At 49.4% G+C, this 24798-nt stretch carries 24 protein-coding genes; 5 read left to right on the forward strand and 19 right to left on the reverse strand.

Going from position 1 to position 24798, the window contains the following annotated elements:
• Positions 1–200 precede the first annotated feature (200 nt).
• The 4 genes from L6H70_RS10850 to L6H70_RS10865 all read right to left on the reverse strand — a co-directional run bounded on the left by L6H70_RS10850 (position 201) and on the right by L6H70_RS10865 (position 4233).
• Entirely contained in the window at positions 201–1925 is a 1725-nt protein-coding gene (locus L6H70_RS10850) for a peptide ABC transporter substrate-binding protein (RefSeq protein ID WP_236332666.1), read from the reverse strand.
• Positions 1926–2075: 150 nt separating this feature from the next.
• Positions 2076–2462: a DUF3397 domain-containing protein gene (locus L6H70_RS10855; protein WP_236332667.1), complete on the reverse strand. Its 387-nt coding sequence runs from the start codon at positions 2460–2462 to the stop codon at positions 2076–2078.
• Between the two features lie 6 nt (positions 2463–2468).
• Positions 2469–3446 (reverse strand): ketopantoate reductase family protein, encoded by a 978-nt coding sequence (locus tag L6H70_RS10860; protein WP_236332669.1) that lies wholly within the window; start codon positions 3444–3446, stop codon positions 2469–2471.
• Positions 3447–3582: 136 nt separating this feature from the next.
• The gene (locus L6H70_RS10865; RefSeq protein ID WP_236332672.1) at positions 3583–4233 is read right to left on the reverse strand and encodes an RsfA family transcriptional regulator; all 651 of its coding nucleotides are present in this window, start codon (positions 4231–4233) and stop codon (positions 3583–3585) included.
• A gap of 347 nt (positions 4234–4580) precedes the next feature.
• On the opposite strand from L6H70_RS10865, the gene L6H70_RS10870 reads away from it, so the two are divergent.
• On the forward strand, positions 4581–4817 hold the full coding sequence (locus L6H70_RS10870) for a DUF2626 domain-containing protein (RefSeq protein WP_054941764.1): 237 nt from the start codon (positions 4581–4583) through the stop codon (positions 4815–4817).
• A gap of 157 nt (positions 4818–4974) precedes the next feature.
• Positions 4975–6105: a coiled-coil domain-containing protein gene (locus tag L6H70_RS10875; protein ID WP_236332674.1), complete on the forward strand. Its 1131-nt coding sequence runs from the start codon at positions 4975–4977 to the stop codon at positions 6103–6105.
• Here the strand turns inward: L6H70_RS10875 and L6H70_RS10880 are convergent.
• A complete protein-coding gene (locus tag L6H70_RS10880) occupies positions 6097–7338 on the reverse strand; it encodes an ABC transporter substrate-binding protein (RefSeq protein WP_236332675.1) in 1242 nt (413 codons plus the stop codon). The two genes, L6H70_RS10875 and L6H70_RS10880, sit on opposite strands and share 9 nt — an antisense overlap.
• A gap of 490 nt (positions 7339–7828) precedes the next feature.
• Positions 7829–9160, reverse strand: a complete 1332-nt coding sequence (locus L6H70_RS10885; protein ID WP_054941766.1) for a PhoH family protein — start codon at positions 9158–9160, stop codon at positions 7829–7831.
• 105 nt (positions 9161–9265) lie between these two features.
• Between L6H70_RS10885 and L6H70_RS10890 the strand changes: the two genes are divergently transcribed.
• The gene (locus L6H70_RS10890) at positions 9266–9841 is read left to right on the forward strand and encodes a YhcN/YlaJ family sporulation lipoprotein (protein ID WP_236332677.1); all 576 of its coding nucleotides are present in this window, start codon (positions 9266–9268) and stop codon (positions 9839–9841) included.
• A gap of 65 nt (positions 9842–9906) precedes the next feature.
• Here the strand turns inward: L6H70_RS10890 and L6H70_RS10895 are convergent, their stop codons facing one another.
• The 6 genes from L6H70_RS10895 to L6H70_RS10920 form a co-directional block, all read right to left on the reverse strand.
• Positions 9907–10362: a PNPOx family protein gene (locus tag L6H70_RS10895; protein ID WP_054941768.1), complete on the reverse strand. Its 456-nt coding sequence runs from the start codon at positions 10360–10362 to the stop codon at positions 9907–9909.
• A gap of 98 nt (positions 10363–10460) precedes the next feature.
• Positions 10461–11552: an LCP family protein gene (locus L6H70_RS10900; RefSeq protein ID WP_236332679.1), complete on the reverse strand. Its 1092-nt coding sequence runs from the start codon at positions 11550–11552 to the stop codon at positions 10461–10463.
• Positions 11553–11635: 83 nt separating this feature from the next.
• Complete coding sequence (locus tag L6H70_RS10905; RefSeq protein WP_236332681.1) at positions 11636–11935, reverse strand: YlaH-like family protein; 300 nt, start codon at positions 11933–11935, stop codon at positions 11636–11638.
• Positions 11936–12048: 113 nt separating this feature from the next.
• Positions 12049–13893 carry a translational GTPase TypA gene (typA, locus tag L6H70_RS10910; RefSeq protein ID WP_236332683.1) on the reverse strand — a complete coding sequence of 615 codons (1845 nt, stop codon included), beginning with the start codon at positions 13891–13893 and terminating at the stop codon, positions 12049–12051.
• A 206-nt stretch (positions 13894–14099) separates the two neighbouring features.
• On the reverse strand, positions 14100–14612 hold the full coding sequence (locus L6H70_RS10915; RefSeq protein WP_236332685.1) for a hypothetical protein: 513 nt from the start codon (positions 14610–14612) through the stop codon (positions 14100–14102).
• Positions 14613–14799: 187 nt separating this feature from the next.
• On the reverse strand, positions 14800–15462 hold the full coding sequence (locus L6H70_RS10920; RefSeq protein WP_236332686.1) for a TerC family protein: 663 nt from the start codon (positions 15460–15462) through the stop codon (positions 14800–14802).
• A 202-nt stretch (positions 15463–15664) separates the two neighbouring features.
• Here L6H70_RS10920 and L6H70_RS10925 point away from each other — a divergent pair, with 202 nt between their 5' ends.
• Positions 15665–16366, forward strand: coding sequence for a TerC family protein (locus tag L6H70_RS10925; RefSeq protein WP_236332688.1), 702 nt, complete (start codon positions 15665–15667; stop codon positions 16364–16366).
• A gap of 8 nt (positions 16367–16374) precedes the next feature.
• Here the strand turns inward: L6H70_RS10925 and thiI are convergent, their stop codons facing one another.
• From thiI to L6H70_RS10955, 6 genes are all read right to left on the reverse strand, one after another.
• On the reverse strand, positions 16375–17661 hold the full coding sequence (gene thiI / locus L6H70_RS10930) for a tRNA uracil 4-sulfurtransferase ThiI (RefSeq protein ID WP_236332690.1): 1287 nt from the start codon (positions 17659–17661) through the stop codon (positions 16375–16377).
• Entirely contained in the window at positions 17661–18812 is a 1152-nt protein-coding gene (locus tag L6H70_RS10935; protein ID WP_236332692.1) for a cysteine desulfurase family protein, read from the reverse strand. Before L6H70_RS10935 ends, thiI begins: the two co-directional genes overlap by 1 nt.
• 158 nt (positions 18813–18970) lie before the next feature.
• A complete protein-coding gene (locus tag L6H70_RS10940; RefSeq protein ID WP_236332694.1) occupies positions 18971–19681 on the reverse strand; it encodes a lytic transglycosylase domain-containing protein in 711 nt (236 codons plus the stop codon).
• A 201-nt stretch (positions 19682–19882) separates the two neighbouring features.
• The gene (locus L6H70_RS10945) at positions 19883–20284 is read right to left on the reverse strand and encodes a DUF5353 domain-containing protein (protein WP_236332695.1); all 402 of its coding nucleotides are present in this window, start codon (positions 20282–20284) and stop codon (positions 19883–19885) included.
• Between the two features lie 11 nt (positions 20285–20295).
• On the reverse strand, positions 20296–20517 hold the full coding sequence (locus tag L6H70_RS10950; RefSeq protein ID WP_236332697.1) for a DUF1540 domain-containing protein: 222 nt from the start codon (positions 20515–20517) through the stop codon (positions 20296–20298).
• A 175-nt stretch (positions 20518–20692) separates the two neighbouring features.
• Positions 20693–21190, reverse strand: coding sequence for a YpuI family protein (locus tag L6H70_RS10955; RefSeq protein ID WP_206101505.1), 498 nt, complete (start codon positions 21188–21190; stop codon positions 20693–20695).
• A gap of 222 nt (positions 21191–21412) precedes the next feature.
• Between L6H70_RS10955 and L6H70_RS10960 the strand changes: the two genes are divergently transcribed.
• A complete protein-coding gene (locus L6H70_RS10960; protein WP_236332699.1) occupies positions 21413–23311 on the forward strand; it encodes a S8 family peptidase in 1899 nt (632 codons plus the stop codon).
• Here the strand turns inward: L6H70_RS10960 and pdxR are convergent.
• Positions 23308–24747 (reverse strand): MocR-like pyridoxine biosynthesis transcription factor PdxR, encoded by a 1440-nt coding sequence (gene pdxR, locus L6H70_RS10965; protein WP_236332701.1) that lies wholly within the window; start codon positions 24745–24747, stop codon positions 23308–23310. The genes L6H70_RS10960 and pdxR overlap by 4 nt on opposite strands.
• Between the last annotated feature and the right edge of the window lie 51 nt (positions 24748–24798).

Consider the following 24798-nt stretch of genomic DNA (forward strand, 5'->3'; position numbering starts at 1 on the left):
TTTTTAGGCACACAAACTGATTTTATGAAAAAAACGGCAGTTTGTCTATTTTCTATTTTTGTAAACAAGAGTAAACATTAACAAAATGCCTGAAATGCAAAAAAAAGGGATATATATGGAATTCCACATATATATCCCGAAGTGTAAAGCTAACTTCAGATACTAACTATTCAGTTCAGCTTACTGAAGTATATAAAATCTTAGTGCTCGAGCAGGTAGCCGCGAGTCAGGTCGATTGCACCACTGAAGTCAAGAGTTACACCTTTAAGGTACTCTTTAGTCAGGGAGTTGTTTGTGTAGTAGTAAAGCGGGATCAAGATCATGTCGTCTTCGATCAGCATTTTTTCAGCTTTAGCAAACATTTCTTGGCGCGCAGCCAGGTCGGAGCTTGCTTTAGCTTCGTTGATCAGCTTGTCGTATTCAGGGTTAGCGTAACCTGTATCATTGTTACCGCCGCCTGTTACCCACATGTCGAGGAAGGTCATTGGATCATTGTAATCCGCAGTCCAGCCAGCGCGTGCAATCTGGTAGTTCAGGTTTTGACGGTTTTCGATAAATACAGCCCACTCTTGGTTAACGGTTTGTACATCGATACCCAGAGCGTTTTTCCACATATCAGCAATAGCCAAAGCGATTTTCTTGTGGCCTTCACTTGTGTTGTAGCTCAATGTAACTGTAGGAAGCTTGTCAAGACCTTCTTCTTTCAGACCTTCAGCCAGCAAAGCTTTTGCTGCTTCAGCATCTTCAGTGAAGTAGCTGTCTTTAACAGCTGTGCGGTATTCACCGTTAGCACCAGCGATACCCGGAGGTACGAAGCCGTATGCTGGAAGTTGACCACCCAGTGTAACGTTGTCGATCAGCACTTGGCGGTTAACAGTCATAGCCAGGGCTTTACGGATTTTAGCGTTGTCGAAAGGTTTTTCAGTGATGTTGAATTCATAGTAGTAAACACTTGCAATACCTTTTCTTACGAACTCGTTAGGAAGCTCTTTGGAAACGATAGGAATCTGATCTGTAGGAATTTCACCAGTAGGACCGCCAGCGCGATCCAACTCGCCGTTTTTGTAGCTCAGCAGTTCAGTCGCGCCGCTGTTTACAAGGGAGAAGTCGATTTTGCTAAGTTTAATGGATGCAGCATCCCAATATTTTTCATTCTTAGTTACTTGCAGAGATTGTCCAGTTGTCCACTCGGTCAATGTGAATGCACCGTTAGTGATCATAGTGTCTTTGCTGGTTGCCCATTTAGCATTACCCTCAACGGATTTGTGTACAGGGTAATAAGTATAGAAGGAAAGCAATCCAAGGAAGTAAGGAGTTGGTGCTTTCAGAGTTACTTCAAGCGTTTTAGCGTCAACTGCTTTTACGCCAACTTCATTGAAGTCAGTAACTTTCTTAGTGTAGTACTCTTCACCATTCTTGAGGTAGTACAGTTGATAAGCGTAAGGTGCTGTTGGATCAGTGTTCGGATCGAGCACGCGTTTCCAAGCACGAACGAAGTCAGCAGCTTCTACAGGGTCGCCGTTGCTCCATACTGCATCACGCAGGTGGAAGGTATATACCAGACCGTCAGCGGAAACATCCCATTTCTCAGCGATACCTGGCTCAGCTTGGCCAGTTTCGTCATTCATGCGAGTCAAGCCTTCGTACATAGTTTTCAGGACAGTGTTTGCTTGGCTGTCTTGAGCTTGTGCAGGGTCAAATGTAGGTGGCTCTGCGCTCAGGTTGATTCTAAGCGTTTGGTCAGCAGCCAATTTCTCGTCACCGGTGTTGCCTGTGTTTGTACCTGCATTGTCTGTAGCCGTGGCGTTGTTAGTCGCGGCAGCGTTGTTGCCATTGTTTGCATTGTTCGATCCGCAACCAGCAAGCACTGTGCCGATTACCAGAACAATTGCAATCATGAGCAAAAGACTTTTACTCTTCTTCATCTAGCAGTTCCCCCTAAATAGAATGTGGTATATGGTTTATGATTATACAACCAGTGGTCAAAAAAATCTAGAGCAATATTTTCTGAAAACACATTTTTTTTAAAACTTAAAAATTTTGTGACATTGACGCTTCACCGGAGCAGTGGAACATTACATCGCTTGTGATATGTATTGAATGAGGACGACAACCATAAAAAGTACATACATGGAACTTAAAAAAAAGAAAGAAAGTCTCCAAACCGCCCGGAATAACCGCTTCCCGTCCACCTTTCCTTTGATCCGGTTTTGGGCTCCGCCAATCAGTCCAGCGGATATTAATACAATAAGTAGTATAAAGTAAAACCCGAATTTCGCATGAAAGAGGATGTTGAATAAAGCCGAAACCGATAGTAATAAAAATAATGTGGTTACGTCCATTGCCAGTAAAAAGTTCTTTCTTTTATCCTGTTTGAGGCCCATTCCAATAAGATAAACGATAAAAAAAGGAACAACCGGAATTACACCTAATGTAATAAATGAATTTTGCAAAAACTCCAAACAGCCTCACCTCTCTCTCGCACTCATGCCTTCAACAAGCTGGCAAATCCAGCGATGCAGTGGAACCTGAATCCCCCGGCGCTCTGCCAGATCCACAATGCTTCCGTTAATCCAGCGGATTTCTGTTGCTCTTGAGGAGAGCACATCGGCAAGCATCGAGGAGATATTGCCCGAAGTTGCCCGGCATACTTCTATAATGCTGTCCCAGGCATTCTCCTCATGGGCAATTCCGCATGCATCAAATACAGTAATCGCTTCCGCATACAGTTCCTTCATGACCAGCAGCCGCTGTTCAGAAGCCAGCAGTTCACCGTTCTGTATGCGCCACACCGCCGTAAGCGGATTGATCACAGCATTGATTAAGAGCTTCCGGTAAATCATGGTATTCACTTCTTTCGACACAGAGGCGGAGAATCCTGCTGTCAGGAGTATGTCCACCAAACTTATTGCTGCCGGAGCATGTACAGGTATTTCCGGTTCAGGACTAGACCCGCCGAGTCCCCCTTCCCCAATCCATGTTTCCCCTCTGCCAGCATGAATAACCTTTGTTAATGTCTTCCTCTTAGCCGCTTCTGTAGTCACTGCTGCCCAGATAGATGCGTAAGGCATTATCTCCTGCAGCCGTTCCAGGTGTCCGTATCCATTTTGAAAACAAACCATTTGCAGACTTTTGTTCTTTAGCGGAAGTAGCAATTCAGGCAACTTCTCATGAAAAGCCTGCTGCTTGAGTGTGATAACCAGCCAATCTCCAGGGTCCCGCAGGACAGTATCTGCAAATGCACTTGCGGGAGCAGCAAAGATTTCCTTTCCCGGGATGAAGACCGGTGCTGTTCCATCCTCATAGCCGACTGTTAATCCCTCTTGTTTCAGCGCTTCTGCCTGTTCTGAACTCCGGCACCATATTCTGATCCCGGCTCCGGCATGTATAAGCTTTCCGGCCAGCAGCAGCCCCAATGATCCTGCACCGATAATATCAATTATCATGGCTAACTAACGCATCCTTCCAATAATTTCCCTCATTATAGCCCGCTGCTGCTTACGAAAGCAAAAATAAAAACCGCAATACGTTTGCCGGGCGGCATTCGTTTGCGGCTTATAACCGGGACAGACTGTTATTCCTTTATTCAATCCGTTCCAAATTTCCGTTCGCATCCATTTTGAATCTTGTTTTCATTTCTTCTTCTTCTTCATTAAGGAACGCAAGTCTGCGGGCCCGGTCCATAATTTGAATTAAAGCCTTATAATCATCGTTCACAACACGATAATCACTTTGAGCCAGATTCACTTCTTTGGATAAGCGCTCATTTTCTGCCCGAAGCTCCGTTAATTCGTCTTCCTTCTCACGCAAATCACGCTCGAGCATTTTCAGCTGGCGGCCTGCTTCCTGAAAGGTTCCCTTCCACTGTCTCAGGAACCGGATCACCGCGTCGATGGATAAGGTGCTTTCGTTCAGCCCTTCGCTTCGCCCATATTCCTCATCAATGTCTCCAAGAATCAGTCCGGCAACTTGCGCTCCTCTGTTCACTGGCTGCTTTTTCAGGTAGCTCCGCTTCTGGCGCTGGCCTTTAGCAATACTAATAGCATCCTCATAGCTTTTACGGACACAGCTGTTCCAGCGAAACCCGCATGCCGCTGAGGTTCGGCCGATCTTTTCCCCCACCTCTTCAAAAGCAGCAAGCTGCGTGCTGCCTTCCCGGATATGACGCAGCGTTATTTCTGCCAATATCAAATCATCTTCCGCGCTCCAAGCGTCCTGTCTAACGGCTGTCATAAAGCCTAACCCTCCTAACAACATCTTGAAATAACCATCTTCATAACCGGCAGCTCCGCCGGATAGTGAATAGGATAAAAGCTGCTTACTCCATTTCTATGCCTCTGCTAGAGTTCATAGAATCTATTTGATACTAAATTGTATTTCCATTTTGGTTAAACCTCATACGCTCATAGCTATAAATTCTCATTTTGGGTCAAATCCGAATTAGTCAATTGCAAAAATCATATTTATTATATAAATACTAATTTTTTTCAATGAATTCGTTTACAGCTTTTTGTCCAGCAGTTATAATAGATCCAAAGAAGTACTTTTCGGGAACCATTTCTAAGAAGGGGGCTACTCTCTTGGACCGTATGTTTCGCGTATTGGGTTTTTTCACGCTCGCTATCGGGCTTATGGCTTTCGCCGGCGACTTAACCGAAATGGCATTGCTCTTCTTTTTGCAAACGGCCTTTTTTGTTGTGCTGGGCTATATGAAATTTACGGAAAAGACTTATATTCTGCTCTTCTGGGGCTATATGATTCTGACGTTCACCGGCTTCAGCTACTGGACTGTCTTTCAGATGGGACTGCCGCTGTAACCCCACTATTTAAAAAGTAAAAACGGAGGTGCTCCTTGTTATAAGGAACAGCCTCCGTTTTTTGTGTGCTCTTTTGACAGAACAGGGTATGATATTTTAACAGGACAAAACATATTATTAGTACATACCTATCTATTATGCAAAAGGTGGTGGTGTGGTGCTCTCCCGCAATAAGGCAATCCGAAGGTTCAGCGTTTTGCTCATTCTAATGATTCTCACTATACTCCCACTGTCGTCTACAGCTTATCTTTCGGCTGGCCCCGGCTCCATCACCTCATCTCAGCCTATCATCCCGGATAATGATGAAACCCGGAAGCTGCTGGAGCAAACTTTGTCATCTACCGAAATCGAAAAGGAAATTGCCAGAATTACCGCAGAGCAAGCTGTTCTTGAGCGAAAAGTGGAAGTGTTAAAAAAACAGGCCACAGCTAAGCAAACCGCGATACTGGATCAGCAGCAGCGCGCTGGTGCTATTGTACGTTCTTATTATATGGGAGAAAGAGACGGGCTGCTTGCTGCAGTGCTCTCGGCAAAAAGCATCGGGCGGATGCTTGCCCTATATGATTATTATGAGATTATTATCGGGCGGGACCATGATATCCTGAGGCAGTATGAAGGGGAATATAAAGACTTGAAGTCGACTCTGGCTGCTGCTGAACGCAGTTCCAAAGAGCTTGCAGAGCTTAAAACTGCTTTGGAGGATCAGAAAACGCGGGTTGCCGCGCTGAATGAAGAGATTGAGGGCGGGATTTCAGCCAGCAGTGACCCTGAAAGCATGAGCGCTCTGCTGGACGAGTTTACAAAGTACTGGGAAAATATCGGCCTTCATGAAGTAAAAACTTATTTCAAAGCCCTATCCTCCGCCATGAATCATCTGCCGCAATTTGTCCAGAGCCGGGATGGCATTCTGACCCGTAAAGGAATGACTTACAATCTAGCGCTAAAGGAAGAGGATTTGAACGAATTTCTGGTATCACAGAATAAGCTGTTCAAAGATTTCGGCTTTCATTTCAATAACGGTAACGTGACTGCCACCGGATCAAGCGGCGGTTTAACACTCACCCTGACAGGCCATTACTCGATAGAAACCGAGCCGGTTAACGCACTGATGTTCCATATCGATAATGTCGTGTTTAACGGTTTAGAGCTGCCTGAGTCCACCCGCCAGGATCTGGAGGATGAATTCGATCTCGGCTTCTATCCGGAGAAGATTGTTTCCTTCCTGCATGCGACAACTGTGGAGAGTAAAGACGGCGTGCTATATGTGAAGCTTTCCCTCTCATTCTGATTTCTGGCTGAGTGCAGCTTTATATCCAGCAGCATCAAGCTTTCCGGTCAGCAGTAAGGTAGTCGCTGCGGAAAATGCATTCCATCTGCCCGGCGCTTCCTCAGTAACAGCTTCGTCAGATAACAGCAGCTTGCTATCAAATGGAAGACCGGTAATCTCCGGCAAGGATGATTGGTACAGTTCATCCAGTGCGGGCAGCCGTTTAGTATTCTCCAGCCATTCCAGCTGTGCAGTGGATGAAGTAATGTAAGCCAGCCAATTGACCGCTGCTTCCGGATTGCTTGAACCGGCCGGAAGTGCAAAGAACCGGCTGTGCATCGCCTCGTATCCTTTATTGCCGGCCATTTCCATGGGAGCCTCAGCCGTAAGAGATGCGTTTCCGTACTGCTGCCATTCGGAGAGGGGAAGCGCAGCAATGGCAAGCTTGCCGCTTTGAAGCATGTCCCAGAGATCTGGATTATAGCGGCTGCTCAGATAAAAATAGCTGCGGGCATATTGCGTCCACTCCAGCGCGGCTGTATTGTCAGAAGCCAGGCTGAATCCCATACTTTCCAGCAGCGTGATATACCCATAAGGGTTGCGGCTGTCCAATCCGAGGAGATACTGTTCTTTCCCGGGAGTCTTCTCCTGCTGTTCACGCAGTTGATTAAGTAGTAAGCCCCATTGCTCCAGACTTTTCGGAGCTTCCGCGAGGCCCAGTTCGGCAAGCCGCTGTGGTGAGTATACAAGCACATATGGATCGATATCCAGCGGAACTCCCCAGTCATATCCGTTCCACTGCATTTGCGGAATCAGCATCGTGAGCGGCGCACTGCCCGGCACACTTTGATAAACGTCTACCGGCAGCAAAAATCCGCGGGTGGCCAGATCAGCGATATTCCGGCCGTCGGTCATGATAATATCCGGACTTTCGCCTGTCGTCAGCTCCTGTTTAAGCATATCGGCATTCTCTTCATTGCCTACATTACTAATTACTACTTGTATTCCGCTTGATAAGGTATAATTGCTGCTGATCCGTTCCAGCTCTTTAAGCTCTTCGCTGCTCAAGGAGACCCTGATACTCAGACTTCTCACTCTGCCCTGATCTCCCGAATCGGGCTGTTTGGATAGACTTTGCGGCTGCCTCAGCGGATAGGAACCTTCGGTGGTATCCAGCTCCATGCTGGGCGACAAGCTTGTCAGCGCCAGCAGCAATATTGCAAACAGCAGCCAATAGTTTTTGCGTCTCAGCACGTTTCTTTCCCCTCCCGACTACAGTGTTCTTCCCTATTTTACCAGATGACAGCGATGTTGTCTTTGACAGTTGAAACCGTTCTCTTTCTATTATATAGGAGGTGTGGCGAGGAGTGATAGTTCTTATAGAGAGTGAAGCCGCTCCGCGTACGGATTGTTCTTCCGATCGCTGTTGTCCCCGGATTGTTGGTTGAGATTAAATGGTATCAATCCGGGGACAAAGGCGAACGCTACCGCTTCTCCAGAACAATTCCGCTCACTCCGCTACACTACTCTCGTAGAACAGAAAATTAACTCCCCGCCCCAACGGGGGGGCAGGCAAAAAGCCGGGAGGTGATCTCCCGGCTTTTGCTAATGGTAGTACAGCTTGGGCGGGATGCCCTTGCTGACTGATAGTGCTCAGCAACGTGCTTGGCGCTGCTCTTATTTATGCAGAATAGTTTAAGCAGCAGCATTTAGCGTACAGTTTATTACTGGCTGCCTATTAACTCTACAACAAATCCGCGGCCAGCTGGGCCAGGCGGGAACGCTCGCCTTTTTCCAGAGTAATATGTCCGCTGATGCCTTCCTGCTTGAACTTTTCAACGATATAGCTGAGTCCGTTGCTTGCGGCATCGAGGTAAGGATGGTCAATTTGCTCCGGGTCACCCATCAGGATGACTTTACTACCTTCCCCGGCTCTGGAGACAATCGTCTTCACCTCATGACGGGAGAGATTCTGCGCCTCATCGATGATGATGAACTGCGATGGAATGGAACGTCCGCGGATATAGGTGAGCGCCTCAACTTGAATGCTGCCCAGCCCCATCAATATTTTATCAATATCCCCGGCCTTTTTGGTATCGAACAGAAACTCCAGATTATCATAAATCGGCTGCATCCACGGACGCAGCTTCTCGTCCTTCTCTCCGGGCAGGTAACCGATATCCTTACCCATCGGTACAACGGGACGGGCGATGAGCAGTTTTTTGTAGCGGTGCTCATCCTCTACCTTGAACAAACCGGCGGCTAGTGCCAGCAGTGTTTTACCTGTTCCTGCTTTGCCGGTAATGGTCACCAGCGGAATATCCTCATTCAGCAGCAGCTCAAGTGCCATACGCTGCTGTGCGTTGCGGGCACTGATGCCCCAAACTGCATCATTGCCGAGATACAGCGGCTCCAGCCGCGATGCATCACTGTTCACTTTGAGCAGAGCCGACTTGCCGCTGCCGATTTCGTCCTTCAGAATGACGAATTCATGCGGATACAAAGGGTAGGATAAGGAAAGCTGCTTAACGGACAAGGAACGGTGACTGTAATATTCATCTATCAGTGAAGGATGGACCAGCAGAGACTGGCAGCCGCTATAAAGCTCGTTCAGATCTCCAGTACGGTCGGATAAATAATCCTCCGGTGTAATCCCCAGCACATCCGCTTTGATGCGAACGAGTACATCTTTACTTACGAGTACCACAGGACGCGGTTCAGCTTTCTCGTTCTCCTCATGGAGATAATTAAGCGCTACAGCCAATATCCGGTTATCATTGGACACTTCTCCGAACATTTCCTGTACCTTTACGAAGCTGCGGTGGTTAAGCTCCACCTTCAGCGTGCCTCCATGCTCCAGTACCACTCCGCTGTGCAGGTGGCCGAGTTCACGGAGTCCGTCTAACAAGCGTGACACGGTGCGGGCGTTGCGGCCGATTTCGTCGGCGTTGCGCTTCTTGGAGTCGATTTCTTCCAGAACTACAGCCGGAATAACTACCTCATGCTCCTTGAACGCAAAGATCGAATTGGGGTCGTGCAAAAGCACGTTAGTGTCTAGTACAAATATCTTTTTCATGATATCCCCTCCACAGCGCCTGGTTTGATTGATCATACATAACTCTTTTCAGTAAGGGCAACATAAGGTAAAGTACTGATCTTTGACTGAAAGGAGTATTCACATATGAGAAAATCAATGTGTCTGTTGCTGGTACTGCTGCTGCTGACAAGCTGCGGTATCGCTAATAAAGAGTCATCACCCTCTCCTCAGAGTCAACAATCGCCTGAAACATTGAGCAGCCAGGGGAACCAGGAGGTACGGAATTTGCCTGATGACAATGCCGCTACTCCAGGTGATGAGACCAAAGCCGGACAAGCTTCTGACGTTCAAGGCGAAAGCGATGTTGCACTAAAAGACCATTTTGAACAACTGGCTATAAGAGTTCCCGGTGTAAACGGCGCCCACTGTGTCGTGATGAACAACCTTGCAGTAGTAGGCATTGATGTCGATGGGTCACTTGGACGCTCACGGGTCGGAAGTATCAAATACTCCGTAGCCGAAGCGATCCGCAAGGACCCCCGGGGGATAAAAGCTCTGGTTACCGCCGACATGGATCTTTCTAACCGGCTGGATGAAATGGGACGCCATATTTCCAGAGGCAATCCGGTATCCGGATTCGCTGCAGAAATGGCCGATATCATCGGGCGTATCATCCCTCAGCTTCCTGAAGACACTAAACCGCAGGGCAACGGCCAATAACCGGTACTGCCCTTTAGTTCCTCCGATTGGAATTCCTAATGGACAAAAAAAGCCTAGTGAGAGAATCACTGGGCTTTTTGCATGGCGGCAAACACTTGTCCGTCCAGCTTCTCAGCCGCACGCGCATCGTATACCTTCGCATATTTCGGGGCGGATTCAAGCTGTGCACCGTAAAAAAGCGCATTGCGGACCGCATCAATTTCAACATCAAAACAGCACATCTTAAAAGGTACATCCAGCAGCGGATCCTGCTTGACGGAAGCACGCCCGTTAATGGCATGAACAGTACCCTCGCCAAAAACCGTAATCGTTACCAGCGGATTGACCTTCATGTTGTTCACCAGTCTGGACCGGTGGTCCACCGCAAGACGCACGATAGAAGGGCTCACTGCGTAGATCCAGGAAATGGCAGTGGACGTAGGTCCGCCGGATTCCGCATCTACCGTGTTTAGAAGAACAAAAGTTTCCGATTGCAGCATCGTTAGCAGGGTTTCATTGAGCTGAGCAATGGCTTCGGACATAAGTACAGGCCCCCTATGACGCAAATGTGCATTCAATTTATTATATTATAGCACATGCCCAAACTTGCATTCAATTTCAGGATGTTCGCAGCTGCGGCTCAAGGGGTCTCTGCAGCAGCAGCTCCATCCGCAGCACCTCCGGTAATCCGGTTGTGCAGGCTTTTTTTGGCGTTCTCCAATTCTTCATCGTTAATATACACATACGGACTGCGCCAGGTTCCGGTGACAGGAACAAATTCTATGTTTTCTTTGGAGATTTTCCAATAGGTAGCAATCATGCTTTTAATCTGGGCGTTTTCGATATCCGTCTTCAGATTATTATCGACAGCATCAAGCACCTTGCCTATTTTGAGCACACCGCCCAGCGACTGCATTTGTCCGACCAGTGCGTTCAGTACCTCATTCTGGCGTTTGTTGCGGTCAAAATCATCTGAAGCCTCTGTCTTGGGGCTGCAATTCGATTTGCGGTAACGTACATAGTCGAGTGCATCATCACCGTTCAGCTCTGCAAGGCCTTTTTTGAGGTTGATATCTGTCCCGTCCACACTGTCGGTATAGCACATATCGGCACTGATGTTCACATCCACTCCGCCAAGCTCATCCACAATATCGCGGAAGCCCTGGAAATCGAGCACAGTGACATAATCGACATCAATGTCCAAATATTTGCTCATCATCGTCTTCATTTCATCCTCGGCGAGTATGCCGGAGGACTTTTCCTTGGCCTTAAAGCGGGCGTAGAAGGCGTTGATCTTGGTCTTCTTATAACCACTAAGCTCCACATAGGTATCACGGGGCAGCGAAACAACTGTCGCAGATTTCGTCTCCGGGTTCAGCGTAGCCACCATAATGACATCCGTCAGATTGGAGGGATGCTTCGGACGGTTATCGGTACCCAGCAGCAGGAGAGTCAGCGGCTTCGACGAGGCGAGCTGTCCGCTCTCTACAGACTGGTCCACACCGAAGCCGCCTTTTTCGAACTTAAAGTACAGGTATCCGGCATACCCGAGTGCGGCAAGTACCGCAATCAATACCAGGACGAGCAGTAATCTGACGAATCTGGCAAAAATTCCGCGTTTCTTTACTTTTTTCTTATTAGGCTTTCCTTGCGGAGCGGTTCTGTTCTGTGATCCCCTGCTCCCTTGTTGCCCGTTTGATCTTGGAGGTAAACTCCCCTTGCTTGTATTCATAATGGAATAAAGTCCTTTTCAATTCACATAGATTTTAGTGCATCAATATATAAATAGACGAATCGGGGCGGCAAAAGTTGCGGTTACTGCCGTTTGGCTGCTGCTGCCGCTGCCTTCCGCCGCTGCCGGGCCTCCACCAAATAACGGACCCGCACAAGCAGCATAAGCCCTACAGCGACCAGCAGGCACTGTATAATCGGCAGTTTGTCGTGCTGAAAGATCAGCAGCATTCCCGAGCCCAATGCCATCATCAGATAGAGCATGATTTCCTTCCCGATGGGCAGTTTCTGATTCACGCGGAAGACACGGTTATACACATAAGTCAGCAATATAAAAATAACGATATAAGCGACAATCGGATGATCTGCAAACCAGCTCTGCACAGCCGTCACTCCTCCCGGAAATAAGTATCGCTTACATTATAGCATTCCTGCCGGCGTTAAGCCTAGACACAGAAAAACCGCCGGACTACTCATCCGGCGGCTTAGGTGTCAGCTTAGGCTTGGCTGGCTTGCGCCTGCTTACGCTGTTTCTCTACACGTTCGCGCTCGCCCTTATTCAGGATTTTTTTGCGCAGGCGAACAGATTTAGGTGTGATTTCGCAATATTCATCATCATTCAGGTACTCAAGCGCACCTTCCAGCGAGAACATACGCGGAGTTTTCATTTTTACCGTTTCATCCTTTGTTGCGGAACGCACGTTAGTCAGTGCTTTTTCCTTACAGATGTTAACGATAATATCGTTGTCACGGGTATGCTCGCCGACGATCATACCTTCGTAGATATCCGTACCCGGTTCCAGGAAGAGGATACCGCGGTCTTCAACACCCATCATGCCGTAGAACGTAGTTGTTCCAGTTTCACTGGATACAAGTACACCCTGGTGACGTCCGCCAACTTGACCGCCAATCAGTGGAGCATAGCTATCAAACGCGTGGTTCATTACACCGTAACCGCGGGTCAGGGTCAGGAAGTGTGTATTGTAACCGATCAGACCGCGTGCCGGAATCAGGAATTCCAGACGGACTTGGCCGGTGCCATTGTTGATCATATTGACCATTTCTGCTTTGCGGCTGCCCAGGCTCTCCATAACGGCGCCCATGCTTTCTTCCGGAACATCGATAAGCAGACGCTCAAGCGGCTCCATTTTGGTACCGTCGACTTCCTTCACGATAACCTCAGGCTTGGAAACCTGCATTTCATAACCTTCACGGCGCATATTCTCGATCAGAATCCCGAGGTGAAGCTCACCGCGTCCGGATACGATAAAAGCGTCAGGGCTGTCTGTTTCATCTACACGCAAGCTGACATCTGTTTCGAGCTCTTTGAACAGACGCTCACGCAATTTACGTGAAGTCACCCACTTGCCTTCTTTACCGGCAAACGGACTGTTGTTCACGAGGAATGTCATTTGCATCGTAGGCTCATCGATCTTCAGAACCGGCAGTGCTTCAGGGTTCGCAGGATCGGCGATTGTTTCACCAATGTTGATGTCTTTGATACCGGCAATAGCCACGATGTCACCCGCGCCGGCTTCTTCTGTTTCTACACGTTTGAGGCCCTGGAAACCGAACAGCTTCTCAATACGCGCAGTCTTGCTCTTACCGTCACGCATAATAACTGTTACAGACTGGCCTTGCTTGATCACACCGCGGTTTACGCGACCGATAGCGATACGTCCGAGGTACTCGTTGTAGTCCATCAGGGTTACAAGGAACTGCAGAGGCTCGTCAACTTTTTCAGTTGGAGACGGGATATGCTCGATAATGGTGTCATAGAGCGCCTGCATGTTGTCGTCCTGCTGTTCCGGATCCAAGCTCGATGTACCGTTCAGTGCAGAAGCATAGACAACCGGGAATTCAAGCTGATCGTCACTGGCTTCCAGCTCAATGAACAGATCCAGCACTTCATCAATAACTTCCTTCGGACGGGCAGCCGGACGGTCAATCTTGTTAACGACAACGATTGGAGTCAGGTGCTGTTCCAAGGCTTTGCGCAGAACGAATTTCGTCTGTGGCATACAGCCTTCATAGGCATCAACAACCAGAAGGACACCGTCAACCATTTTCATGATACGTTCTACTTCGCCGCCAAAGTCGGCATGTCCAGGGGTATCTACAATGTTGATCAGGAACTCTTTATAGGTAATTGCTGTATTTTTGGCTAGGATGGTGATACCGCGTTCCCGCTCCAAATCGTTCGAGTCCATGGCACGTTCCTGCAGGGTTTCGTGGGCGCTGAAAATACCCGACTGCTGCAAAAGCTGATCGACGAGTGTTGTTTTACCATGGTCAACGTGGGCAATGATCGCAATATTGCGAATTTCTGTTCTTGAATGCATGATTTGTATCCAAATCCTCTCATTTATCAAATTAAAAATGTTTAAATTCATGGCATGTCACGGCAATCTCACAAAAGAAGCGCCAGGCAGAAAGCCGACGCTCCAACATTCCTTAATATTATAGTGAAAGCACCATGAAAAGCAAGTCTTTTTATGAAAAAACGATTTCCAGCTTCGTTTAAATTTTCTAGTTCCGGGCAGCCGGGTTACCAGCCGCCGTTCCATTTTTTGCGGCTTCCCTGTTTTCTGCGGCCAAACATCAGCCAGACTCCGCCTGCAACCAGTACAATCCCGAGCAGATAAAGGGCTCCGGTACCCAGCAGAGTGAAAATAAAGAGCACAAGACTCAATACACCCAGTATCACTGAAGTGGCTGTCAGGCTACCCGTCCGCGCCGGTGAAAAAAATGCATATTCGTACAGGCCGACAGCGATGCCGAACAGCAGCAGCGGCCAAAGATGACTCATAAATCCCCAACCCCAGGTATTGCAGAATCCCAGCAGCAAACCGTAAACAGTCAAAATCCCGGCGGGAATCAGCACGGCGGCAGAGGCGCGGCGGCTAAAGAAGAGCACATGGAGAAACAGGCCTGGAACCAGAATTACGAGCGGCCACAAGGCTCGTCCGAGAAATCCGAATACCCCCAGCTTTCCTAATAAAATCACGAGGCCGGCGGCGGCAATAAATACCCCCAGTTTCATGTCGTTTTTAGATGACATTGTCCACCCATCCCTTCAGAATTCACTTCTTGTCCCTGGATTTCTCTTATATTTTATCTGAAAACGAGTTAAAACGCCATCATTCTTCATGTTTCGGTTGTCTAAAAAAGTCATAACGCAGTTCATGCTAAAAAGGCTGCGCCAGAGCTTATACAGCTTCTGGCACAGCCTTAAGTATTGCCGGTTCTTACCCGGCGGATACAAGCCGGCGTCTGAATGCGCCGGTCAGCACTACAATAATGCCAAGGGCTACCGGCAGTAAAGAATGCGAAGAAGGCAGAAAGAACGAGAGGACCGGCCCAAACATGGCATCCTGAAGCAGCATTTCCCCTGCTGTATGGGCGAGAATAAAAGCGCCGATATAGACCAGGACAGGAAAACGGTGCAGCCAGCCGACAATGATCCCGCTACCCCACACGACAATCGGAATGCTTAGGGCAATTCCGATTACAATCAGAGCCAGATCCCCTTTGGCCACTCCGGCTATCGCCAGAACATTATCAAGGCTCATAATGAAGTCGGCCAGAAGGATGGTGCGGATAGACTTCCACACGCTGGAGCCTTCCTCCCGGACATTAATTTCATCTTCTTCCTCCAGCAGCAGCTTGAACGCAATCCACAGCAGCAGGATCCCCCCGCCGGCTTGGATGTATGGGATTTTTAGCAGCAGTACTGCTACAAAGGTCAATAGGCACCTCAGTGCCACAGCCCCAGCCGCTCCCCACCATACCGCTGTTTTACGGTGTTTCTCCGGCAGATTTTTGCTGGCCATTGCTATGACCATTGCGTTATCCCCGCTCAGCACAAGATTGATCATCAGTATTTCACCAAGCAGCACTACGGAATCCATTAGTTATTACCTCCCCGGGCTACATGTATTACATGTATGTCCACAGCAGGCAAGCTATGCTTCCTGTCCGTTTTTTTTGCAGGAGGATGAATGTCAGGGGCCATTTTAGCGTATACAAAACTATACCGTGGCAATTTCGAACAACGCAAGCTCTCTATGGGTTCTAAGGTTTAGACAAACAAACATTAGGAGTGACCTTGGCTTGAACACAACCTTTACGGATTTTATATTGCCGCTGTTGAACATTATTTTTCTTGATCTGATTCTGGCGGGAGACAATGCCATTGTCATCGGACTTGCCGCCCGCAATCTGCGCGGGGACACCCAGAAAAAGGCCATTCTGCTTGGCACTGGCGGAGCCATTATCCTAAGGATCATTGCGACCATTCTGGTAGTCTGGCTGTTGAAAGTACCCTGGTTGCTCCTGTTCGGCGGACTGCTGCTGATCCTGATTGCCTACAAGCTGCTAACCGGTGAGAGCAATGAGGAAGCCGGTGACATTCAGGCCGGAGGAACCCTGTGGGCTGCCGTGCGGACGATTATTGTGGCCGATGCAGCCATGGGTCTGGACAACGTCATTGCGATTGCAGGAGCTGCCAATCACAATATCACACTTGTTATTGTGGGCCTGCTGATCAGTGTACCGATCGTAGTCTGGGGCAGCACCCTTTTTATTAAACTGATTAACAGATATCCCTGGATCATCTATATCGGTTCCGCTGTGCTAGGCTATACGGCATCCACTATGATTACCGGAGAAAAGAAGCTCGAGCCTTTTTTCGGCCAGCATCCGGTGCTACATGTCCTCTTCATCGTCCTGGTCATAGCGGGCATTCTTGCTGCCGGACACTGGAAGCGGCACCTTGATCATAAGAAGATTCCCCATAGCGGAACCTCCGGCTGAACCTTATTTTAGAACCATTCTTCCTGCAGTCCGGCTTGAGCCGGAACGACGTCGCTTGGCTTCTCATCACCGTAAGGCGTAATGGAGAGGGTCTCCGTACCTGCAACCGCTTCATCCAGCCGTGCTGAATATCCGGGCAATGTTGCCTCAATCTTCTCCACGATCCGCAGATTGGGATTAGTTGTAGGTGATTTCGGGACAAACAGGGTGCAGCAATCCTCATAAGGCAGAATTGACAGATCATAAGTACCGATGGTTTTGGAAAGCTCCACGATTTCGCTCTTGTCCATCATGACCAGCGGACGAAGCAGCGGAAGCACAGTAGCACGGCCGATAGCGTTCATGCTGGACAAAGTCTGGCTAGCAACCTGCCCGAGGCTGTCCCCGGTGACCACCGCTAGAGCACCTTCACGCTCAGCCAGCTGTGTAGTAATTCTCAGCATCGCCCGGCGCATCAGCGTAATAATCAAATTATCCTGGCCAATCCCGGTAAAAGAGGTCTGCACCTCCGTAAAGGGAACCAGGTGCAGCTTGATCACGCCCGCATAACGCGACAGCACACGTGCAAGATCCACCACCTTCTGCCGGGCTAGCTCACTTGTGTAAGGATAGCTGTAAAAGTGGACGCATTCAACTTCCAGCCCGCGACGCATCGATGACCACCCCGCTACCGGACTGTCTATGCCTCCAGAGAGGAGAAGCATCGCCTTCCCGTTAGTCCCCAAAGGAAACCCTCCGACACCTGCAATTTGCTCACAAAAAATAAAAGTATGCCCCTCACGGATTTCAAGCTTCAGCTCAAGCTCCGGCGACTTCACATCCACCAGCAGCCCCGGGTATCCCTGAAGCAGCGGTGTAGCGATCAGTTTGTTCATCTCAATTGAGCCATGCGGGAAGTCCTTCCATACGCGCCGCGCACTTACCTTGAACGTAGTGCCCTTTGCCGGGGCAATAATTTCAAGAAATGTCCGGCTGACGGCCAGAATATCCTCAAATTCAGAGCGTGATACCTTGACCGGACTTATCGAAGCGATACCAAAAACATTTTTCAGCGCCTCCGCAAGCTCGCGGGCCGGTTCACCGTTCAGCGTCACATAAATCCGCCCGAATTCTTTGCTCAGCACTGCCTTCGGATAGGGCTTAACCAGTTCCTTCACATGCCGCAGCACCGTCTTTTCAAACCGGGTACGGTTTTTCCCCTTTAAAGTAAACTCCCCGAACCGCAACAGCAGCATATCGGCATAGTCTATACTGCTTCTGCCGCTTGCTGCGGCTGCCGTCTCCCGTTCTCTCATCATCTTGTGCCCCTCTCAACAATGTTCAAAGCTTGTACTGCTGTCAGCAGCGCCTGCTCCAGAGCAGCCACATCTGCTTCTGTATGACTATCACCTAAACTGATACGGACCCCGCCGAGTGCTTCAGCTGAATTTCTGCCCATGGACAGTAAAACCCGGCTCGGCTCCGCCAGCCTTGAAGAACAGGCGGAGCGGGTGGAGACGGTCATCCCCAGTTCTTCCAGCTTGCGGGCCATGACCTCGCCATTTACCGCCGGATAAGAAAAATGTACAATATGCGGCGCTCCGTCCCTGCTGCTGTTTACTGTGAATTCCGGAATACCGGAGACAAACTCCAGCAGCCTGTTCCGTAGCGGAAGGATCTGCAGATTAAAAGCTTCTCTCCGCTCCCCGCTCATGCGTATAGCTTTGGCAGAAGCCACAACTGCGGCTACGTTCTCCGTACCGGCACGAACTCCCTGCTCCTGCGATCCGCCAGTGAGCAGAGGGAAAAGCGTAACCCCTTCTTTTACATAAAGAATTCCCACACCGCGGGGACCACGGACTTTATGAGGAGACAGGCTGTACAAGTCTGCCTGCCATTCCTTGATTTGCGTATTCAGCTTCCCATAGCCCTGAACGCCATCCACATGAAATAACGTCCGTCTGTTGGCCGCTTTGATCCGGCTGCCGATTTCCCGCAGCGGCTGCACCGCTCCGGTCTCGTTGTTAACATGCATGACGCTCACGAGAACCGTGTCCCGGCGGACTGCTGCAGCAACTTGTTCGGGATCTACAACCCCTGTGCTGCCGGGCGCCACAAATGTAACCTCCCAGCCCAGTGATTTCAGCTGCAGGCAGCTCTCGTATACTGAAGGATGCTCGATTTCTGTTGTTACAATATGGCGTCCCCTGCTCCGATACTGCAAGGCTGCCCCTTTTACCGCAAGATTATTGCTCTCCGTTGCTCCTGAAGTAAACAGAATTTCCTGAGGCTGTACGCCAAGTGCAGCAGCGCAGACTTCCCTTGAACGTGTAATAAGCCGGTCCGCTTCCGCCCCTGGACGGTGCAGAGATGAAGGATTGGCATAATGCAGCTTCATAATCTGCTCCATCGTCTGCACCACCTCTTCATAGGGCGGGCTTGCTGCGGCATAATCCCAGTACAGCATATATTGGCGCTCCTTTGCATCTTTGCTGATAAGTCCTGACTCAAGAAATATAGAATACCTTATCGCGAAGTCCTTATAAAGCTTAGACTTCAAAAAAAAGGACCAAACGGTTCCTGCACCATCACAAGGGTGCAAGTCGATACCGTCTGATCCTTCTATTATACCGCGTACTCTGCGCGGGCGCGTTCTATTTTGGTAATGTAGGCCTGGGTTTCCTTGGGAAGCAGACTCAGCTTCTCCATCAGCTCCTGGTCATTGCTCACGCCGAGCCTGTTCACCCGTCCGGGTCCGGCGTTGTAAGCAGCCAGCGCCATCTTCTCCTGCCCGTCATAACGCTTCAGCTGGTAAGACAAGTAACGGACCCCGCCATCGATGCTTTGGGCCGGATCGAACGGATCTGAGACGCCCAGCCCGTTAGCGGTTCCGTCCATCAGCTGCATCAGCCCCTTAGCTCCAGCCGATGATACAACATTCGGATTAAAGGAGGATTCTGTATCAATCACTGCCTTGATCAAATCGACAGGCACCCCGTATTTCGCACTGGCAGCCTGGATTAGATCCTCATAGTCAGTTGGAACCGTCTCTGTTATTTCCCCGGAAATTCCGCTGTAGCCGCCGGCAGTCCCGCCAAGCTGCTGCCATATCAGATTACTTAGCGATGAACTGTCCGGAAGGGAGGTCAGCCCGTTGGAGCTGTCTCCGTTCGCTGATTGCAAGGCAAGCTGTTGAAGCAAGGCGGCGAACTCTGATTTGGAGGAACCTGAGGTTTCTCCGCTATGTTTTCCGGTTAACTCCTTGATGCCTGCACCCCGCAGATTCACCCATTTCAGCTGCCCATGCCCGCTGGCCGTAGCCGGATCTATACCCATACCTGAAAACCCTTCTTTCTGGCTCATTATATATATAAATTCTCTGGTCCGAAGAGGCTCTATTTAAAATTTGAGATGCGCCTTTATTTTACAATTCATTTACTATAAATGCTATAACCCGACATGAAAAAACAGACTTAAGACCCCTATAGTTAGGTCTTAAAGCCTGTTTCGATACTGATTTTCATCTTTTTCCAAAGTCTACCGGGCAAACGGAATCATCACAAAATAGCTCAGCGTAGATACAATCCCCAGTCCCATCGCCCACGCACCGGTTGTTTTTTGTCCCCGGGTATAAGCATAGTAACCAAGCACTGCAGCCACTGGCCCTGTAATAATCGACCAAATAAATAAGGAAGCTATCCCGAATGCAAGTCCAACGTAGCCCATTCTTTTACTGCCGCTGCTTTCCCCAGCGGTTTCTTTCTTCTCTGTACCCCTGTCGGTTCTTTGCAGCTGTGTTAAGGGAGGACTTACTTCAGCAGCGTACTCTTCATTATGGGAAGGGTCCCGCCTAGGGTAATCCACCCTGCTGCGCGGACGCAGAATTATTTTCCTGCGTTTTGCCGGGTCATGCTTCATTCCCTCTTGGTTCGAATCCATCTGCAGTCCTCCTAGACACTTGGCTTGAAGGTTAGGCAACAGGTTGCGGACGAAGTGCTGGCATGATCATGGTGGTTGTGATTGGTCATCTCTTCGGCATATTCTTCCTTAAAGCCGCTGCCGGTATGCTTGTCGATCTCAATAATGATTTCTTCAGCCCGGCATAAATTTTGTTCACCCCAATAATGGCAATTACTCACACTGCATTTTACAAGCGGTTTAGTGTTTGACATATGATCACCTCGGATTCATTATGTCCGTGGCATTTCATCTCTATTCGGGTTGCGGACTGCCAGCTGTTACCGGGATGTACCGAATAATAAAAAAAGACCGGACCTGTCATGTACACCATGACAAGTGCGGTCTCTTGGGAATTTAAGTTATGGGTAGCTGTATGCAAAATAAAGCTTATACCTGGTTTTGCATCCGCTTTTCGGTCAAATAGTCATTCTCATAATAGCTGAGATCATCACGCAGTTCTTCATAAACCTTGGTAATCTCCATAATGATGTCGCGCGCAGGGCGGACAGGTTTTTTGCGGAAGCGGATGGCATCCTGGCCTGTGTAAGCATAGCGGCCATCTTCTGAGTAGCTTTCATTCTTCGGATAGAAGAAGTTGTTGACTCCAAAATGGTATACGTTATAAAGAGCCTTTTGCGCGAAATCTTCATCAAATGTGGCACGGCGCAAAGCAACCCCAAGCTTCTCATAGGACATTTCCGAGAATACCAGCAAATGGCGGAGATCGGACAAGAAACCTTGATAGAACGCCACGGTTTCCTCATCTTCTTCGGTTACCAGCTGCGGCAGCGCATGCCCATTCAGGAATAACTCCATTTTTCCGATTACCGATTTAAGTTTTTCTCTCGTCGTTTCACATAATTTCTGCACATTAGCTGCTGACATGGCGATTGCTCCCCCTTATTAGTCCTTGCTCTTATTGTTGTTAACGAAAGGTATTGCCAAAACGGATGGTTACTGTAGCCTTATCAAGAAGCTGTACTAGCCGGTTATTCCTTTTGATATTATCACAAAACCAAGGGACGCGGTATCCTTTTCTCTGATGCATAAAACATGTGCGCTCTTCTAAACCTACAGCTTATACGATACCTTGAAGGAGCGGAAAATATGTCACGTAAAAATCTAACGGTCGCCGGTCTTGTCACCGCTGCGTTCACGGTTGTCCTGCTAACCTTTGTTCTGCGCCCTGCTGAAGAACCGAGGCTGAAACAGACTGTGCAAGCCACAGTTCCCAATCCCTCACAGGAAAAAACGGTCAAAAAAACAAATCTTGTTCAGGATGTCAGCGCTACCGACCGTTTGAACCGGACTGATGTCAGCAGACATTTGCGGACCATGCTCGCCGAGACTCACGGTGCACCGCCCCAGGATATTTCAGCATATGCTCAGCGCCTTCAGCAGGGACACGGGCATATCACCATGCTGATGTGGATCGATTACCGGACCCATAAGACAAGTACCTTCAAGTCCTTACTCCCGGAAGGCACCGATCAGGAGAATAAACAGCTGCGCAAATACCTGAATTCAGCAAAAGCTGCGATTAAAGGGCATCAGTCGTACGAATCCCCTTCCTTCATTATTGGCGATAAAAAATATTACTTTATGGCCCAGCGTGATCAGGAAGGAAATATCGCTGTAATCGCCCTGATCAATCAAAGGATCCTTGACCGTGTAGCCGATCACCAGCTCAAAAATCTGCGGCTGATCCCTTACCCGAAGGAAGGCAACTACCGGGTGGAATCCGTCCATACTGATACGCTGAAGGATATTACCGTTAAGACAGGCCATGATAACGAAAATGCCAGCCATTTTTACGAGAACGAAATCGTCGTCCGCTTCAAGAACGGTCATCCTACAGCCGGACAGCTTCAGACCATCGCAGCGGATATCCGCTGCAAGGAGCCTCGTAAACTGGGCTATGCTTATATTTTCAGATCGGACAAAATGACCTATTTCCAGCTCAAAACCTATTTCACTAAGAAATGGAGTCCGGAATATACGGAGCCTCACTATATGTATTTAACCAATGACGCTGTAGACGAAAATGCCGGAGCTAAAGTAATTACACCCAATGATCTCCTGTTCTCTACTTATCAGTGGAATCTTCCGGCTATCGAGACCGAGCAGGGCTGGAATCTGTCCAAAGGCAGCAAAGAGGTTATTGTCGCCGTGGTGGATACCGGTGTGCAGGCAAGCCATCCGGACTTACAAGGCCAGCTGCTCACTGGATATAATGCGATCACAAACGGTTCTACACCAGACGACGATGTGGGACATGGAACTCATGTGGCGGGTATTATCGGCGCATTGACCAATAACGAGGAAGGTGTCGCCGGCATCAGCTGGTACAACAAAATTCTGCCGGTTAAAGCGCTCGACAACTCGGGAGCAGGCACAACCTACTCCGTTGCTGAAGGCATTATCTGGGCAGCCGACAACGGTGCTAAGGTCATCAATCTCAGCCTCGGTAACTATGCCGATTCACAGTTTTTACATGATGCTATTAAATATGCCTATGATCGCGATGTAGTAATCGTCTCCGCATCAGGGAACGACAACACTGAACGCCCGGGCTATCCGGCTGCCTACGAAGAAGTGCTCGCCGTTGCCGCTACCAATTCCACCGGAGAACGAGCTTCCTTCTCAAACTACGGGGAATACATTGACGTTGCAGCACCAGGAGAAAGCATCGCCAGCACCTATCCCGATAATCAATATGCGGCGTTATCAGGAACTTCAATGGCGAGTCCGCATGTTGCTGCGCTTGCCGGGCTGGTTCGCTCACTGAATCCGGCCTTAACCAACAAGGAGGTCATGGAACTGATGACCGCTAATGCGGTCGATCTTGGTGAGGCGGGGCATGACAAATATTACGGCTGGGGCCAGGTTGATATTTATAAAACACTCCGGGCTGCAGGCGGAAGTGATGTACCTCTTCAGCTGTTCCCCCAGCATGTCGGGCAGCAGCTGAAAAGCCTGCAGCAAAGTCTGGAAAAAGGCCATTAAAGGCCGGAGCCTAGATGCTCTTTCAGCAGCAGGAGGAACTGCCTCAGGCCCTGTTCCATCTCCGTTTCCGTCATTTGTGAATAGCAGAGCCGGATGTGCCGGGAAGGCTTCTCGCCGGAATAACAAACATCGCCCGGAAGAAAGGATATCCCCTCCTGTTCGGCCCGCGCATGCAGCCCTGCGATCCCGTCTGCTGCGGGCAGCTGCAGCCACAGGTTCAATCCTCCTTCCGGAAGGTTCCATGTGACTCCTGGCGGGGCATGCTGCTTCAGCAGCTTTGCCGCTGTCTCCATCCGTCCCCGCAAGGCAGCCCGCAGCTGCTCTGCGTAAGCCTCATATTTCCGGGCAATGAACGGAAGCACTGCCCGCTGATTCAGTAGCGGACTGCCAAGATCACTCGCTGATTTGGCGGCAATCAGCCTGGAGAGGATATTGCCTCCGGCGGCGACACAGGCAATCCGGCAGCCCGGCGCAATGACCTTGCTGAAGCTTTTCATATAGACTACATGCCCCTCCTCATCCAAGGATTTGATTGGCGGCGGCGGGGGCTTGCGGAAATAAAGATCACTGAACGGATCATCCTCGACAATGAGACAGCGGTAGCTTCTGGCCAGTTCCAGCAGCCGCTGTCTTCTTGTTATGCTCATAGTGACTCCGCTCGGATTCTGAAAGGTAGGATTGGTATAGATCAGCTTCGGCGGCCGCCGGTCACACAGCTTGGTCAGTACATCAATTCTCATTCCCTCATCGTCCATGGGTACAAAGATCATCTCCGCTCCCCGTCCAGCGAAAACATCGATTGCTCCTGTATAACTGGGTGCTTCCAGATATACGGTATCTCCCGGGCCCACAAAAGTCCGGGCAACCAAATCAATCCCCTGCTGGGACCCGCTCGTAATCATTATGCCGGAGGCCTGTACAGCAACCCCGTGTTTTCTCAAATGGCGGGACATCACTTCACGAAGCTCCGAATCCCCCTGGAAATTCCCGTAGGAGGCCATCAGCTCAGGCTGTTCAAGTACAAGCCGGGACATCGTCGATCCAATCTCATCTAAAGGAAGCAGATCACTGTGAATTGCTGCTATATGAAAAGGGTATCGCACGTTAGAGTAATCAAAATTCCGCCAAAGCTGGGCCCGGGGCAAAAAATCATCATACCCGTCCTGCCAACCGAACCCGGATTCCTGCGCTTTTTGCGGCTTCTTTGCCACAAAACAGCCCTTCCCCTGGCTGCACAGAATATGTCCGTGGCTCTCCAAATCGTCATAAGCTTTGCTCACCGTGACCTGGCTGACCTTCAAAGAGGAGGCCAGACTGCGTACAGAGGGCAGGCGCATGCCCGGCTGAAGCAGACCGGACGTGATTCGCTGAGCCAGCGTCTCGCTGATTTGCTGCGGCAGGGATTTAGTGCTGCTGCGGACTAACTCAATATGCATTCGGCCTTCCTCCCACTGTTATATTCATCGCTTTACTGTTATACCGCTATG

This window comes from Paenibacillus auburnensis, assembly GCF_927798115.1.
GTDB classification, from domain to species: Bacteria; Bacillota; Bacilli; order Paenibacillales; family Paenibacillaceae; genus Paenibacillus_AQ; species Paenibacillus_AQ auburnensis.

What these genes read in the sequence shown, in the direction of transcription:
- L6H70_RS10850 (WP_236332666.1), bottom strand. Translation starts at nt 1,925, where the DNA reads ATGAAGAAGAGTAAAAGTCTTTTGCTCATGATTGCAATTGTTCTGGTA.
- L6H70_RS10860 (WP_236332669.1), bottom strand. Translation starts at nt 3,446, where the DNA reads ATGATAATTGATATTATCGGTGCAGGATCATTGGGGCTGCTGCTGGCC.
- L6H70_RS10865 (WP_236332672.1), bottom strand. Translation starts at nt 4,233, where the DNA reads ATGACAGCCGTTAGACAGGACGCTTGGAGCGCGGAAGATGATTTGATA.
- L6H70_RS10885 (WP_054941766.1), bottom strand. Translation starts at nt 9,160, where the DNA reads ATGAAAAAGATATTTGTACTAGACACTAACGTGCTTTTGCACGACCCC.
- L6H70_RS10890 (WP_236332677.1), top strand. Translation starts at nt 9,266, where the DNA reads ATGAGAAAATCAATGTGTCTGTTGCTGGTACTGCTGCTGCTGACAAGC.
- L6H70_RS10895 (WP_054941768.1), bottom strand. Translation starts at nt 10,362, where the DNA reads ATGTCCGAAGCCATTGCTCAGCTCAATGAAACCCTGCTAACGATGCTG.
- L6H70_RS10900 (WP_236332679.1), bottom strand. Translation starts at nt 11,552, where the DNA reads ATGAATACAAGCAAGGGGAGTTTACCTCCAAGATCAAACGGGCAACAA.
- typA (WP_236332683.1), bottom strand. Translation starts at nt 13,893, where the DNA reads ATGCATTCAAGAACAGAAATTCGCAATATTGCGATCATTGCCCACGTT.
- L6H70_RS10915 (WP_236332685.1), bottom strand. Translation starts at nt 14,612, where the DNA reads ATGTCATCTAAAAACGACATGAAACTGGGGGTATTTATTGCCGCCGCC.
- L6H70_RS10920 (WP_236332686.1), bottom strand. Translation starts at nt 15,462, where the DNA reads ATGGATTCCGTAGTGCTGCTTGGTGAAATACTGATGATCAATCTTGTG.
- thiI (WP_236332690.1), bottom strand. Translation starts at nt 17,661, where the DNA reads ATGAGAGAACGGGAGACGGCAGCCGCAGCAAGCGGCAGAAGCAGTATA.
- L6H70_RS10935 (WP_236332692.1), bottom strand. Translation starts at nt 18,812, where the DNA reads ATGCTGTACTGGGATTATGCCGCAGCAAGCCCGCCCTATGAAGAGGTG.
- L6H70_RS10940 (WP_236332694.1), bottom strand. Translation starts at nt 19,681, where the DNA reads ATGGGTATAGATCCGGCTACGGCCAGCGGGCATGGGCAGCTGAAATGG.
- L6H70_RS10945 (WP_236332695.1), bottom strand. Translation starts at nt 20,284, where the DNA reads ATGGATTCGAACCAAGAGGGAATGAAGCATGACCCGGCAAAACGCAGG.
- L6H70_RS10950 (WP_236332697.1), bottom strand. Translation starts at nt 20,517, where the DNA reads ATGTCAAACACTAAACCGCTTGTAAAATGCAGTGTGAGTAATTGCCAT.
- L6H70_RS10955 (WP_206101505.1), bottom strand. Translation starts at nt 21,190, where the DNA reads ATGTCAGCAGCTAATGTGCAGAAATTATGTGAAACGACGAGAGAAAAA.
- L6H70_RS10960 (WP_236332699.1), top strand. Translation starts at nt 21,413, where the DNA reads ATGTCACGTAAAAATCTAACGGTCGCCGGTCTTGTCACCGCTGCGTTC.
- pdxR (WP_236332701.1), bottom strand. Translation starts at nt 24,747, where the DNA reads ATGCATATTGAGTTAGTCCGCAGCAGCACTAAATCCCTGCCGCAGCAA.